Raw genomic sequence first — 14,006 nt, 5'->3', positions numbered from 1 at the left:
GATGTGATCTTGATTTGCAATAGGGGAGGGAAGAGAGTCTTTCTGGACTGCTTCCACACAATCCAGAAAGTTTACATCACCCAGTAGAAAGGGTTGAGATAAATATAAATTACATTCAAAATCGTACAAGAATTTTTCTTTTTCTCACTTGGTTTTTTCTCTTTCTTTGGGCGCATCGAATCTATCCATTTCCCAGATTAATTTGAGAAAACGACCAGGCTCTTCGCTCCAAACCAAAAACCTTCCAGGTTTTGATTTTCCGCTACGATCCTTTGCTTAGGGCACCTCTTTTACACCAAAGATTTCAAATTTATGATCTAATTCAAAGGTACGCCGGCGTACTTTCTAAAAATTAAATTCGAAAATTTAATTTTCATTGCAACCGAAACTAGGAACAAAAAAATAAATCTGCAATGAAAATCATTACGGTTGCCAATATCAAAGGTGGAACTTCTAAATCCACCACCGCAATTCACCTAGCCCTCGCACTCTCAAAAAAAGGTTCTACTCTTGCGATCGACATGGACCCGCAAGCAGACCTTTCTGACTTCTTTTTCCCCGAAGAACCAGTTGAGTTTTTTGATTCCGGAAACACACTTTCTGTTTTGAATGCAGAAACAACTCTGGCAGAATCGATTAAAAAATCAAACGATGTAGATGTACTTCCTTCCATCATCGAACTCTCTGACTTAAGTTACCTTGCATCCAAAGATTTCTCCATCATCCCAAGACTAAAAAACGTACTTTCGAAAACTAAATATGATTACGTTGTCATCGACACACCTGGATCGGGATCTTCTGAAAATATCACCTCTTATTTACCAGCTTCTGTAATCCTTGTGCCAGTAACTCCTTCCAAATGGGCTGTGCGAACAGTGGCTCAAGTTTTAAAAAAAGTAAACGAAGCGGAAAGATTTGATGAACAAAGTAAAAAAAAGTCTGTTATGATCCTCCCCTCTCAATGGGGAACATCTCAAAAACAAATGGACCTTTTGGATAAATTACGAAATATCAAATCACTAAAAATTTTAGAACCAATCCCAAAAAACGACAGTATTCGGGACCGTACAGAGACCGGAAAACCTCTTCAAGAGGGAAGTGCTCCTTGGAAAGCTTTCGAAAATTTAGCGGAGATTCTTAAATAAAGTACGCCGGCGTACTTTAGATGAAATAATTATGAAAAACAAAACAAACTTTAATCCTGCCGACATTTTATCAAAAGCCTCAAACAGAACATCATCTCTTAACCCATTTTTAAGTTCTGAAAACTCGACACAACACCAGACAATTGATATCCCAATCGATTTAATCATCACAGAAAATAATCCGAGAAAAACTTTTAACGAAGCTAGTATCCGAGAACTTGCTGATTCCATTTCTCAATATGGATTATTACAACCAATCGTTGTCAGAAAAAAAGCAGGAAAATACGAACTCATCAATGGAGAAAGAAGGTTTAGGGCACACAAACTATTAAAATCCAAATCGATTCCTGCAGTGGTCAAAAACGTAGAACAAATTGACATCACTAAATTACCGGAAATCAAACTGGTTGAGAATCTCCAAAGAGAAGACTTATCGGAAGCCGACCTTGCCCTATCCCTCCAAGAATTAAAAAATCGTCACAAAGAAACGAACGAACAATTGGCAAAAAGAATCAATAAATCAGCTCAATGGGTAAAAACAAAAATAACTCACGCTGAGATTTTAAAGGAAACGAGTCATAACTCAAACGCTGATAAATCTCATCCAATTTACCAAATCCCAACAAGTCTATTTACAGAAATTGCGCCACTCGATGTTTCAAATCGAAAAAAAGCCATTGATTACTTGATCAAAGGACTGGAGAAAAAGGGTGACTTCCCTTCGAGAAGTGACCTTCGCGAATATGTACGCCCCTTAAAACCAAACAAACAAACAAAGGCAAAACCAAAACTCAGTCAATTGGAACTCAAAGACTTAAAATCTAAATTGGCAAAAATCAAAGAAAAAATATCTGTTTTGCAGAATGAAAAAGCGATGTTAGAGGAAACAATTCGAAAGTATAAGAAGTAAAGATTGTTTTACCAATGGATTCATAGAATTGATTTTTTTTAAGTTTCCTTTAGAAAAAAACTTGTACTGAATTCCAATATCACTTACATTGTACTCAATCCTTAACTGGGTTGAACAAAAACCCTGGGAAGTGTGGTAGCAACCCAGGGACTTTTCACTCCAATCAAATCCCCCACCCAAACCTTTACAACAGTACCCGGATTCCTCGAAAGGTCCCAATGAGACTCCTGGTGAATTATGTCTCATTTTTTCCATTGACAAAATGGAGAGATCTGTACATGTAGGGAACGTTCGGGGCACACAACCGGACACGGCTCTACCACTTATGCCGTTATAGTTCAACCCGGAATTTTACCAAAAGTTCCGATGGACGTTCGTAAGAACTTCCAAAACGTTTCTTCTTTCTATGACCGAAGGTTTGTTTTCTTTTATACAAAACTTGGGAAGGGGAGAGCAGGGGACAATACATCCTAACGATGTATCGGCTAAATATAACCAAACACTCGTAGCCGGAGTTGTGTGGGTTTGGAAAAGGAACCTAAAATGAAAACTAATCGAAAAGGAATATGGATCCCCGTTTGGATTGAAAATCTAAACCTATCCCATAGCCAAACAAAACTTTTTGCCGAAATCGTTTCGCTCCATGACAACGGTGGTTGTTTTGCATCGAATCGTTATTTCAGCGAAATCCTTGGCCTAAAAGCAGACACCATTTCGAGACTCATCACCTCACTTAAAAAATTAGGAATTCTCGAACAAACTGGTTTTGACGGAAGGAGACGTTTTTTAAAACCTATCCTTCAGTTCCAACCACGTGCATTGGAAAAAAATCCAAGCCAAACAACAGAAACAAACGTTAGGAATCTCCAAACCACCGCCGCAAACGATTCCAAACCAGCATTGGATTCTTGTTACGTCCCTAGTAGTACAGTACAAATAAAGAATACATTACATAAGATCACTTCGTTTGAAGAATTTAAAATTTGGAGTGAAAAGACTTTATCTCATTCAACACATTCCAAAATTTCACATTTAAACTCGCCGGATTCTATGGAAGAAAGTTTACAAAAAATTTGGAACCAATGGATGGAAAAAACTAAACTTAAATCCAATCGATTACAGATAGGTATTTTATGAAAGTGTATCGCCACAAAAAAACGGGGAACTTATACTTACAACTCGATGAAGTGAAAAATTGTACAAATGCAAATGATGGACAAAAAATGTTTTTCTACACCGAATATGGGAAAGAGAATCCTATGAGGTTTGTCAGAGAAATATCAGAATTTTTAGAGAAATTCGAGGAAGTAAATCTCTCTTAATTTGGTTCTCAGTATTGTATCAATTTTAAGTGGCATACCGTAGTATCGATGCTGCCAACTCAATTTGACTTTGGTTCAATCGTTTGCCCTCGGAATTAGGAAAATTGGTTTCTAAGCTTAGATTACTAAATCCATGGACAAGTGACCAAGACATGAGTGCAAAACTTCTGTGGTTTTCTTTTCTTTTTTTAGCATTCAGGTAAAAACGACAGCCATGTACGAGAACGGCATACGATCTCAGTTTTGACCTTTTTAATTGTTTCGATTCTTTTTCTCGTTTTGTTTGGAACATGAGTTTATAATAATTGGGATTTTTCAGAGCAAACTGGATGTATACGAGTCCAAGTTTCACAAAATATTCATCAGGATTCTTTTTGTCTTTTGCGACTTTTTTCTGTAAGGAAGCCAATCGATCAAATCCAATCGCCGATAAAATTTCTAAAACTTCATCCTTATGTTGGAAATGCCGGTATACTGCCGCATGAGAAACTCCTGATAAATTGGCTACCTCTCTAAGGGAAAAATCACTCATTCCTTTTTTTTGAAGTAACTTATGGCAGGATTTTATAATGGAATTTTTTAAATCTCCATGATGGTAGGTGTTTTTTCTCACAGAGATATATTAGAAAATAAGTTACCAATGGCAACATTTTTTCTTGCTTTTATTTCTATAAATGTTACTGCTGGTAACATAAGAAGGGAATTTATGCAAACATTGAGCACCCAGGAAACCCAGGCCATTTTACAAGAAATGACCGAAAATTTTAATCATGGTGGAAGAAAAATCACAGTCCCACCTCCCATTTTTGTATCCATGAATGCTGAGATCATTTCCTACACAAAAGGAAAAAGTATAACAGTTTCTTTTCCAGTCACAAAAGACCAAACAAATCCTATGGGAATGATGCAAGGCGGAGTGATCGCTGCTGCATTCGATAATGCTTTTGGCCCTCTTAGTTACTTGGTGGCCAAACGCCCAACAACCACCATTGATATGAATATCCAATACATCCGGGGAGTAGCTGTAGACCAAAAGGTGATTGTGAAAGCTAGTGTCGAAGCAAAAGGATTTTCAACAATTCATATGGTAGGGGAGATGAGAACGGAAAAAGATAAATTGCTCGCGACTGCCACTACCAATTTATTGATTTTAAAAATTCCAGGTGGAGTTGGGGAGTAAAATTTCCCTTATTTAGAATCGTAACGTTCGAGTAACATTTCAATGATTGTAGGAGTACACGTTGTGGTATCGTTGAAATGTTGGCTCATGATCACACCATGTAAAAATGTTTTGATAAATATCATTTCTTTGTCAGGATCCTTGATCCCATAAGCCCGAAATCGTTCCCGCATAGCTTCTTTAAAGGGAGCAAATCGCCTTTCCACATTTTCGATCATTTTTTTGGAAAGGGAAACGGCACTTGGTTGGAATAAACAAACAGAAATTAGAACCATCGTTTTTCTTTCTTCCTTTGCAAATTGGATGGACCGAATGAAAAACTCCCTTACGTATTCTTTCGCAGATAGGTTAGGTGGGATATTGTTATAAAATCTTTCCTGTTTTGCTAGATGGGAATCGATGATGTGTTCAAAGATTTGGTTTTTACTCTTAAAATAATTGTAAGCTAACCCTTTGGAAATTTTTGCATGATTTGCGATCATTTCCATAGTCGTTTGGGCAAATCCGTGTTTTGAGAAAAGGACAATGGCAGAGGCTAAAATCCTCTCCGTTGATCTTTCCCTTGCTAGTTGCTTTTTGTTATCGGATTTATTGGAAATCTTTTGAGGCACTGGCATCAGCCTTCCTACTAATCTGAATTTCGCAAACACTTTTTAGACCAGTTTCCTTGGTAAATGCTTGAGAAATCACTTGGAAGCCTTCCGTTACCTCGAAATCGTGTCCGTATGAGTTCATTTACATCCGTAACAGTACTAAAATCTGCAAATATCTATTTCGATGGCAAGGTGACAAGCCGCACCGTTTTATTCCCCAATGGAGAGAAAAAAACCCTTGGGATCATGTTGCCTGGTGAGTATGAATTTGGGGCGGATCAGAAAGAAATTATGGAAATCCAATCTGGTAAACTATCGGTATTGTTACCTGGATCCGAAACATGGCTTCAAATTAACGGCCAAGCTACCTTTGAAGTCCCTGCTGGATCCAAGTTCAAATTAAAAATTGAAACAGTAACAGATTATTGCTGTTCTTATGTTTGATCGTCGATTCCTGCATCAGCGGCATTCGTTTTGACAGATTTGACGCCGTTTTCACAAGCTTGTTTTGATGAATATCCTTCACTAGACGCAATGATTTCACCATTGGCTGCTTTGAGTCGGAATCGGAATTCTCCTGCTTTGTCTTTGTAGATTTCAAACTTTGCTGACATGTACGTATCTCCTTGGAAAAGCAATGGTATCCGATCATTAAAAATTCTGGCAATGAAGTTTTATCTCTATTTTTTGAATGATCTCGAGTGAATTTTTTTCTTCCAATGAAAAAGGAAAGAGTAGGCGCCATCAAATGATACAAGGGGTTTTAAAATTCAATCTCTGGCTACTCTTTGCTTTTACTTTTATCACAAGTTGTACTTCCAAATTACCGGAAAGGCCAATCATACAATATAGCTTTCAGAATTTAACCTTAGAACAAGTGCTAAGCGAAGAAGTGTCTTGGTCTAAACCAGAAGAAATGAAATATAACTTTGGTTATTGGAAACGATTTGTTTGGGTAAAATTCGAACTTATCAATCCTTCTGAAACGCCATCTCAATATATATTAGATATTGAATCACCTTGGGTTGACGAAGTTGTATTAGCTTGGAAGATTCATAACACAGTTGAATCTAAAGTATACAAAGGCACGGATTCTCATGAACTAAAAGAAATTCCACATAGAAATCCAGTTTTTCCGATCGAATTATCACCAAACGAAAAAAGGTCGATTTATTTAAAAATATCAAATGTTGGAATTCTATCAGCGCCACTTAGGATATGGACACGAAACACATTCTTTGACCGAGTGGAAAGAGACTACATTGCCAATGGCATATATTTCGGAATCATCATTGCTTTGTTACTCTATAATTTATTGATTTTTGTGAGCGTAAAAGAGAAAGCATATCTATTTTATTGTCTCTATCTTACTACGCTCTTAATCAATTATGGTTTGCTTGGTGGGTTTTTTAAACAATTGCTGATGCCTGAAGCCTATCTAAACGTTAAACCATACTTAAATACTTCAGTGAATGCATCTCTATTATTCGTAGGACTCTTCTCGCTTACATTTCTCAATTTAAAAAGTTTAAATCCAAAATTGGACAGATTGATTTTAGGAAGTGCTGTGACCATCGGAGTGTATTCCTGCTTTTCATTTCTCATCCCTTATCATTGGATGGAAATTTCTTTCATCTATACATTCCCTTATTTTCTTCTTTTGTTAGTTTCTTCTGGGATATATTCTTATTTGAAAGGAGTAAAGTCTTCGCTATTTTTTGTTTCAGCATGGGTAACATTGTTTGTGGGAGTCATTGTGGATTCACTGACAAAAGCATCCATACTTCCAACAACAACTTTTGGTCGATATGGTGTCCAAATTGGCACAGCATTTGAAGTGATTTTGTTTTCCCTCGCTCTCGGGCGAAGACTACGGTTTTTATTAGAAGAAAACTTATCTACTCAAAACCAGTTATCAGCAATTCGTAAAGATTTTGAAATTGCTCGTCGGATCCAAATGCGGATTTTGCCTGGAGAGTTACCGAAGTCGGAGCATGTATCTGCAATTATTTCTTATCTACCTCTCTATGATATCGGAGGTGATTTTTATGATTATTTTGACTCAAATGAACACGAATTGGGGATCGTGATTGCAGATGTAACTGGGCATGGAGTGAGCGCTGCATTAGATTCTTCTACTGTGAAGATTGCCTTTCGAAACGCAAAAAGTTTCATGCATTCTCCAAAGGAATTAATGACAGAGATGAATCGATTTTTATGCACGAGTCTGCATGCAAGGTTTGTCAGTGCTGCATATTTTTACTTTGATTTTGATCAGATGAAATTATCATTTAGTTCTGCTGGGAATCCTCCCTTAATTCTCATTCGAGATTTGGAAATACAGTCAGTCGAATGTCCTGGCCTCTTACTTGCAGTGAATCCTGCTTTTATCTATGATCAAAAGGAAGTCTTACTCAAAAAAGGCGATCGGTTATTGATTTTTACAGATGGATTGTATGAAAATTTAAAACCTAACGAAGATTTGTATTCCATCTTATATCCTGAAATTTTACCCCTTGTGGGTTTTGCACAAAATGAGTTTCACCAAAAATTATTGGGACGTTTGTCAGCTATTAGAACAGTTCTAAAGGATGACATTACTTTTATTTCACTCGATATTGTCTGATTCCCTAACTTCCTAATTTCATTTTTTTGAAACTAGTTTTTTAAAACTTGAAGATTCGCAGACTGTCTGTTAGTGTAACCCCCTAACTATGCGAAATTATAAGTCTTTCAATAACTTAAAACAAATTCAGTTTTTTGGGATAATACTGGTTTTTTGTATCGGTCCACTGATCTGTATCGGTTTATTTCCCGAACAATTCAATAAAGAATACCCTATTGAGTCATTTGTTGTATTTCATAATATCACAGAGATATTTAGTCTCATTGTTTCGTTTTCAATTTTTGGAGTTGGATACTCTTCCTACCCTCAGAGTCGGAATGCACAAACTTACTTTTTGAGCATTGGGTTTTTGGTGATAGGCCTTATTGATTTTATGCATACAATGGGCTATAAAGGTATGCCTGATTTTGTAACGCCCAATACGGGCAATAAATCCACTCAGTTTTGGCTTATAGCAAGATTCATAACTGCTCTTGTTTTTATAGTGGCAATCTTTATAAAACCAAACAAAGCTTATAGTGTAAGGCGGGGGAATCTATATATTTTTTTTGCGTTATTGTTTGTAGGTTCAGTTTATTTTTTGGTTATATATAATTCACATCTTCTCCCAGACACATATATCCATGGTGTTGGCCTGACTCCATTTAAAAAGAAAGCTGAATTGGTGATCATGTGCATGTTGATTGTGGCAATCGTATTGTATTCCATTTCAAGATCTTTGCATTCTGATAAACAAAAGCAGTATTTTTTGGCTGCGTTTATCATTTGTTTTTTTTGTGAATTGGTGTTTGCGGTTTATACAAGTGTTTTTGATATATTTAATGTTCTAGGCCATATTTTTAAAGTTGTTGCCTTCCAGTTTATTTATAATGCAGTTTTTGTTTCAGCGATTAACGAACCCTATGGAAAGTTGGTCCATTCAAATATGCTTCTTTCTATGGAAATACAAGAAAACAAAGAATTTGCAAAGGTTATACAAAAGTCATTAAAGGAAAAAGAGAATCTGATTGGCGAGATTTTCCATCGAACCAAAAACTCAATTGAACTCGTTAGGTCACTTTTAATGATCCAATCATCAGATTTTCCAAATGACCAAAACATTCGTAAAATTGTAGAGAATACATCTCTCAAAATTCAAACCATGTCTCTTGTGCACGATCATTTGTATCAAAATAAAGACTTGAGTGAAATCCAGGTATCAGATTACCTTTTATCGCTTACTAAGTTAGTGAAAACAATGTATTCAAATTTAGGGAATGGAGTTGATATCCAATTGGATGCGAATCAAGGTGTACTACTGCTAGATACTGCTGTTCCTCTCGGTTTAATTTTTACTGAGCTTCTTTCTAATAGTTTAAAATATGCATTCACTGATGTCAAAAATGCTAAAATTTCAATTAAGTTTAGGATGGATGGGGATAGGTCTCATTTTGAGTACAAAGATAATGGTGTTGGGTTGCCAGCTTCATTTGATACAAATGACCAAAAAAAATTAGGTTTAAGTTTATTAAAGATTATCGCTGAGAAACAGATGGGAGGAACCTTGAGTATCGATGGTACCCAAGGATTTTCGTTGCAATTTGATTTTCCGAATAATTTATACAAAAGAAGAGTTTAGGATTTTATCTCTTCCAATGGTTTCATAGACAAGTTCAAACCATAAATTTGATTGTGGGATTCCTGGTTTTCTTTTCCCAAACATTTGTAATATGAGATAGCCTTCTTTATCAAATACTTCTACGGAAGTAACCATTCCGTCTTTTGTTGGTTTGTTGACAACATATGCTGTGTGAATGTGATCGGTTCTTAAATGTAAATTAAAATTGGGATCTAAAACATTGAACCATGGTCCCATGATTTGCAAATTTTTGATTTTGCCAGTATGGATTTGAATGATACTTGGGTTCCCAACAAATATCATAATGTCGAGATCCATTTTACTTATCTTGTGAAGTAATTCAGTGAATTCACTTACCGATATCGGATATGTAAATTTTCCTTCTGCGACTTTTAGAGAAAACTCGCGGGAATAATCGTATTTTCTAAGTAAGGTAAAAAAATCATGTGTATCTTCTAGTCGACTCCATTCTTCTAAAAAATTTGGAACCTGGTTTTTGTCGTTTGTTTCTGACTTTCGTTGCCTTGCTACTAAATCATTGGTAAATGGAATGTCTTCGTCGATAAAAGTATGTTTCAAACTTTCCCAACCTTCATCAGATGATTTTTCTGTTTTGTAAATTTTGTGTACAGCTTCACCTGATGGATCAAAAAATTGAAAACTATTTGTGATTGAATCTCTTTTTATTTCTTCTACATAAAAACCAAATTTCCAATCTTTCAAAAAGATTCGTAAGTCAATATCTTCTCCCACAGCGAGAGCAGTTTGTCCATTGACTGATAGATTGGAATAGGTTCCCTTTCTTTCATGGACACAGGATTCGTTACGGGTTAAAGCCATGACATATCCAAGTTTTGGTGTTTCTAACAGGAATTCCGCAAAATTAGGTTTGAGCTGTTTGACTCCATGGCCAATGCCAGTTGCAAGGAGCTCTACTTCGCTAACGTTTAAATGTTTGGCTGCGTCTCGAATTCTTAGGTTTGGGATCTCGGTTTTGAGTGTTTCCCATCTTTGTTTCAATGTATCGTTCATATTGGACCTCCTATGATCTCTGGTATGATAAAATTGATTTCATTTGTTTTCAGGATCTTTGTTTTGATTCCGAATGCGATTTCTAGATTTTTTGTGGTTAACACTTCTTCGGCGGTGCCAGATTGAATCAGTTTTCCTTTGTCGATCAATGTAACTCGGTCGGCATATTGAGAAGCTAAATTTAAGTCATGTAAAATCATAAACACCGCATAGCCTTTGTTTGCCATGTGGCGACAGATATTTAACGTTTGGTATTGGTTGGGAATGTCTTGGGCGGAAACGGGTTCGTCCAAAAAGAGATACCTTGGTGGAGTTTCCCAAACTTGAGCGAGAATTCTTCCGAAATTCACTTTTTGTTTTTCACCGCCAGATAAAGTAGGGTAGTGTTGGTGTTTTAACAAAGATGAATTTGTAATTTTCAAACACGTATCAACGATTTCTTCGTTTTTGGTTTTATCGGGCACATGCGGGTATCTTCCTAGTGCTATGATTTGTTCTGATGGAATTGGAAAGTTGATGTGAGTCTCTTGTGTAAGAACTGCCCTAGTTTTTGCAAGGTCGGCTTTTGTATAAGATTCTATCTCTATTTGGTTACAATAAACTTTTCCTGTTTGGAGTTTTGTATCTCCGCATAAAATATGGAATAAAGTAGATTTTCCTGCGCCATTACGACCAATGAGAACATGTAACTCTCCTGGTTTGATTTCAATATCTATATCTTTAAGGATTTGTTTATTGCCAATCTGATAAGAAATGTTTTTGCCGATAAGACTCATAAAGATTGTTTCCTCTTTAGGATTAAATTTAAAAAGAAAGGAGCTCCAAGTAATGCAGATACAATTCCCACTGGAATTTCGGATGGAGCGATGATCACTCTACAAATGGCGTCAGCCAAACACAATAACCCTCCACCTAAAAAATAAGAAGCATACAATAGATATCGATAATCTTGTCCTATGGCAAGTCTCACGATATGAGGAACTGCAAGTCCGATAAATCCAATGTTCCCCACAATGGAGATACAAGACCCGACACTGATGCCAATCAAAACGATCATAAGTGTTTTTAGGATTTCAACAGAGACTCCTAAATGACTTGCCTCTCGTTCTCCTAAGATAAGCACGTTCAATGGTTTGATTAGGAAGGGGCTAACAAAGATTGGGAGAATATAAAAAATTGAAAATGATTGGAGTAGGTTCCAAGATGCCCCTCCTAAACTTCCCATATTCCAAAGAGATAAATTTCTTAATTGTGATTCACTAGCTAGATAACTTAAAATTCCAATCAGAGAAAAACAAAGTGCATTTACTGCAATGCCTGCTAACAAAATTGACTCTATATCTGTTTTTCCTTTTGCCTTTGCAAAAATAAAAATGATAAAACATGAGATCATGCCACCTATAAAGGAGAAAATAACAACACTCCAAATTGTATGAAGGAATGGGAGAAACCCACCAAGAACAATTGCGATCGATGCAAAAAGAGAACAACCAGCTGTGATCCCAATGAGCCCTGGATCAACAATTGGATTTCTAAATAATCCTTGTGCGAGTGCTCCAGACCATGCAAGCGAGCCACCAACAAGGATTCCCAATAAGATACGAGGAATTCGCAATTCGAAGAAAACTTTTGATCCAATGGAATCCATAAACAAAAGTTCCTTCCAATGGATCTCCATCGCACCGAGTTGAGATGAAATGATGGCAGCTAGTATAGAAAATAGAACGGTGAATAAAATAAAATACCTTTCTTTCATTATTCGATTTGTTTCCATTTTTCATTTAAGATTTTTAACGCTTGTGGAAGGCGTGGTCCAAATCCTAAGAGAAGCAGGTCATCGACTAGAATGATATTTTTTTCTTTGCCTGCCCTGGTGAGTTCGATTCCATTAATGGACCAAATTGCATTTGTCCCACCAAAACCTTCAGCCGATGATTCAGGCATGAGAATGATATCAGGATTTGATTTTACTAATGCTTCGCTTGTGAGTGGTTTGTATTCGGAAAACTCGGTGATCGCATTTTTAGCACCTGAAAGTGTAATCATCGCATGAGCTGCTGTACCTGAGCCTGAAATAAAAACAGAGCTTGGGTTACGAGAGTATAGGAACATCACTTTTACATTGGTTTTTTTTAACTGAAGGGATTGTGTTTGTGTTCGAATTTGATTTGCAAGACTTTCTGCTTCTTTATTCTTCCCGAGTAGTTTGCCAACAGCTAACACGCGATTGATGGGTGTATCCAGATTGTATTCATCTGGAAAGAGTGTGACTTGTATCCCTGTCTCTTTAAGATTTTGTATCGTTTGTGTGGGCCCTGCAGTTTCCAAACCTATCACTTTTGTTGGTTTAAAACTAAGGATACCCTCTGTTGTTAGGGTTCGTTGGTAACCAACCACAGGCAATGATCTGGCTTCTTTCGGGTAACTTGAAGTTGAGTCGACTGCAATGAGTAGAGGACTAACTTGTAGGGCATATAGAATTTCTGTTACCGTTCCATGAACGGAAATGATGCGCTCTTTTGTTTGCGGTAGGAGAGGTGATACCGCCAATACAACGACCATTACTACGGCATAGAGCCGGTTTTTGAAATGCTTCGGAAAAAGTTTTAGGCTTTGGATCATGCGCCAAGACTGAAAGTGGGTGGGTTGTTTGTCAACTTAAATGAGAGTGAGTCTCAAAATAATAATTGACGGTTTCGGGCGGGTTTCTTTTTTGAGACTAAGAATCAATTAACTAAGGAGAGCATTTATGAACCTGCTCAACCAATTCTTAAAAATAGGGCTTCTTGTATCGGTAAGTGTCTTTACGCTTCAGTGTGATGATAAAGATTCACAAGTCGAAAATTCAATCTTTCTAGGATTGTTAGCTGCTGATGCCAACAAACGTTGTGAAACTGCAATCGATGCTTCGTATACATCTGGCACTTATGCAACATTGTGTACGCCACAAGCGGGTCCCGGTCGTTTCTTTCGTTTTGAGGGAATGAAAGCATTAGGGGATAATGGATACTTTTACTTATTCTTAGGATATGCGCAAACTCCAACTTCTTCCACACCCAATGCTTCGGGACAATATTCATTTGTAGCTGGTAAGTCAGTATCGAGTCCGAATCCATATGTATGGTTTCGTAACATAGAATATGGAAACTACCAAGGTGGCCAAACAGCAAGTGGAGCCAACTCCAATGCATTTAGTTTCTCAACAGAACAAGAGTTATGTGTGTCTTTTTCAGGAACAACAACTGCACCGACTACATATCTTTGGGTAACGGGCGTAAGTGGTGCAAATTGTAAAAATTTAGCCACTCTTCAAAAAGAAAATGCCATCATCAATTATGCAAGTTGGCCAAATTCAGGGAATGTTTTATCTACAAGTGGCCAAGCATTCTTTCGGTTTAGCAATGTTAGTCTTTTAACCGCATCGAAGATTGTCGTTTCATCGGAAACTGTACTCTAAATCTAAATCTGCCAGATCGAAAGATTCGGTCTGGCAAAAAAAATCTTAAGAAGAGAAATGATATGCCAATAAAAAAATGCATTTTAATAAAGTTTTTCGAATTCTCATTGTTACTGATCGTTA

The 14,006-nt window shown here is 36.8% G+C and carries 16 protein-coding genes; 9 read left to right on the top strand and 7 right to left on the bottom strand.

Going from position 1 to position 14,006, the window contains the following annotated elements; genetic code table 11:
* The first annotated feature begins 413 nt into the window (after positions 1–413).
* The 4 genes from EHQ43_RS19410 to EHQ43_RS19395 all read left to right on the top strand — a co-directional run bounded on the left by EHQ43_RS19410 (position 414) and on the right by EHQ43_RS19395 (position 3,377).
* Complete coding sequence (locus EHQ43_RS19410; RefSeq protein WP_015679065.1) at positions 414–1,145, top strand: ParA family protein; 732 nt, start codon at positions 414–416, stop codon at positions 1,143–1,145.
* A gap of 31 nt (positions 1,146–1,176) precedes the next feature.
* Complete coding sequence (locus tag EHQ43_RS19405; protein WP_135772091.1) at positions 1,177–2,055, top strand: ParB/RepB/Spo0J family partition protein; 879 nt, start codon at positions 1,177–1,179, stop codon at positions 2,053–2,055.
* A gap of 543 nt (positions 2,056–2,598) precedes the next feature.
* Positions 2,599–3,192, top strand: a complete 594-nt coding sequence (locus tag EHQ43_RS19400) for a helix-turn-helix domain-containing protein (RefSeq protein WP_167481835.1) — start codon at positions 2,599–2,601, stop codon at positions 3,190–3,192.
* Positions 3,189–3,377 carry a hypothetical protein gene (locus EHQ43_RS19395; protein WP_135772089.1) on the top strand — a complete coding sequence of 63 codons (189 nt, stop codon included), beginning with the start codon at positions 3,189–3,191 and terminating at the stop codon, positions 3,375–3,377. The genes EHQ43_RS19400 and EHQ43_RS19395 overlap by 4 nt, the downstream gene beginning before the upstream one ends.
* A 25-nt stretch (positions 3,378–3,402) precedes the next feature.
* Here EHQ43_RS19395 and EHQ43_RS19390 read toward each other — a convergent pair whose 3' ends face one another.
* A complete protein-coding gene (locus EHQ43_RS19390) occupies positions 3,403–3,990 on the bottom strand; it encodes a TetR/AcrR family transcriptional regulator (protein WP_135772088.1) in 588 nt (195 codons plus the stop codon).
* A gap of 93 nt (positions 3,991–4,083) precedes the next feature.
* Here EHQ43_RS19390 and EHQ43_RS19385 point away from each other — a divergent pair, with 93 nt between their 5' ends.
* The gene (locus EHQ43_RS19385) at positions 4,084–4,557 is read left to right on the top strand and encodes a PaaI family thioesterase (RefSeq protein WP_135772112.1); all 474 of its coding nucleotides are present in this window, start codon (positions 4,084–4,086) and stop codon (positions 4,555–4,557) included.
* An 8-nt stretch (positions 4,558–4,565) separates the two neighbouring features.
* Here the strand turns inward: EHQ43_RS19385 and EHQ43_RS19380 are convergent, their stop codons facing one another.
* Entirely contained in the window at positions 4,566–5,174 is a 609-nt protein-coding gene (locus EHQ43_RS19380) for a TetR/AcrR family transcriptional regulator (RefSeq protein ID WP_208731165.1), read from the bottom strand.
* A gap of 108 nt (positions 5,175–5,282) precedes the next feature.
* Between EHQ43_RS19380 and ppnP the strand changes: the two genes are divergently transcribed.
* Positions 5,283–5,594: a pyrimidine/purine nucleoside phosphorylase gene (gene ppnP, locus EHQ43_RS19375; protein WP_012476864.1), complete on the top strand. Its 312-nt coding sequence runs from the start codon at positions 5,283–5,285 to the stop codon at positions 5,592–5,594.
* Here ppnP and EHQ43_RS19370 read toward each other — a convergent pair.
* Positions 5,585–5,764: a YegP family protein gene (locus EHQ43_RS19370; protein WP_135772087.1), complete on the bottom strand. Its 180-nt coding sequence runs from the start codon at positions 5,762–5,764 to the stop codon at positions 5,585–5,587. The two genes, ppnP and EHQ43_RS19370, sit on opposite strands and share 10 nt — an antisense overlap.
* A gap of 134 nt (positions 5,765–5,898) precedes the next feature.
* Here EHQ43_RS19370 and EHQ43_RS19365 point away from each other — a divergent pair, with 134 nt between their 5' ends.
* Entirely contained in the window at positions 5,899–7,776 is a 1,878-nt protein-coding gene (locus tag EHQ43_RS19365) for a 7TM diverse intracellular signaling domain-containing protein (RefSeq protein ID WP_135772086.1), read from the top strand.
* Between the two features lie 88 nt (positions 7,777–7,864).
* On the top strand, positions 7,865–9,394 hold the full coding sequence (locus EHQ43_RS19360) for an MASE3 domain-containing protein (RefSeq protein ID WP_135772085.1): 1,530 nt from the start codon (positions 7,865–7,867) through the stop codon (positions 9,392–9,394).
* Here the strand turns inward: EHQ43_RS19360 and EHQ43_RS19355 are convergent.
* From EHQ43_RS19355 to EHQ43_RS19340, 4 genes are read right to left on the bottom strand one after another with little or no spacing between them, the layout of a single operon-like run.
* On the bottom strand, positions 9,374–10,426 hold the full coding sequence (locus tag EHQ43_RS19355; protein ID WP_135772084.1) for a hemin-degrading factor: 1,053 nt from the start codon (positions 10,424–10,426) through the stop codon (positions 9,374–9,376). The genes EHQ43_RS19360 and EHQ43_RS19355 overlap by 21 nt on opposite strands.
* Positions 10,423–11,202 (bottom strand): heme ABC transporter ATP-binding protein, encoded by a 780-nt coding sequence (locus EHQ43_RS19350; RefSeq protein WP_135772083.1) that lies wholly within the window; start codon positions 11,200–11,202, stop codon positions 10,423–10,425. The genes EHQ43_RS19355 and EHQ43_RS19350 overlap by 4 nt, the downstream gene beginning before the upstream one ends.
* The gene (locus EHQ43_RS19345) at positions 11,199–12,182 is read right to left on the bottom strand and encodes a FecCD family ABC transporter permease (RefSeq protein WP_135742792.1); all 984 of its coding nucleotides are present in this window, start codon (positions 12,180–12,182) and stop codon (positions 11,199–11,201) included. Before EHQ43_RS19345 ends, EHQ43_RS19350 begins: the two co-directional genes overlap by 4 nt.
* On the bottom strand, positions 12,182–13,048 hold the full coding sequence (locus tag EHQ43_RS19340; protein ID WP_244242913.1) for a heme/hemin ABC transporter substrate-binding protein: 867 nt from the start codon (positions 13,046–13,048) through the stop codon (positions 12,182–12,184). Before EHQ43_RS19340 ends, EHQ43_RS19345 begins: the two co-directional genes overlap by 1 nt.
* A gap of 127 nt (positions 13,049–13,175) precedes the next feature.
* Between EHQ43_RS19340 and EHQ43_RS19335 the strand changes: the two genes are divergently transcribed.
* Positions 13,176–13,883 (top strand): hypothetical protein, encoded by a 708-nt coding sequence (locus EHQ43_RS19335; RefSeq protein ID WP_135772082.1) that lies wholly within the window; start codon positions 13,176–13,178, stop codon positions 13,881–13,883.
* Positions 13,884–14,006: the final 123 nt, after the last annotated feature.

The organism is Leptospira bouyouniensis, from assembly GCF_004769525.1.
Lineage (GTDB): Bacteria > Spirochaetota > Leptospiria > Leptospirales > Leptospiraceae > Leptospira_A > Leptospira_A bouyouniensis.
This window is presented reverse-complemented; position numbering and strand designations above follow the sequence as displayed.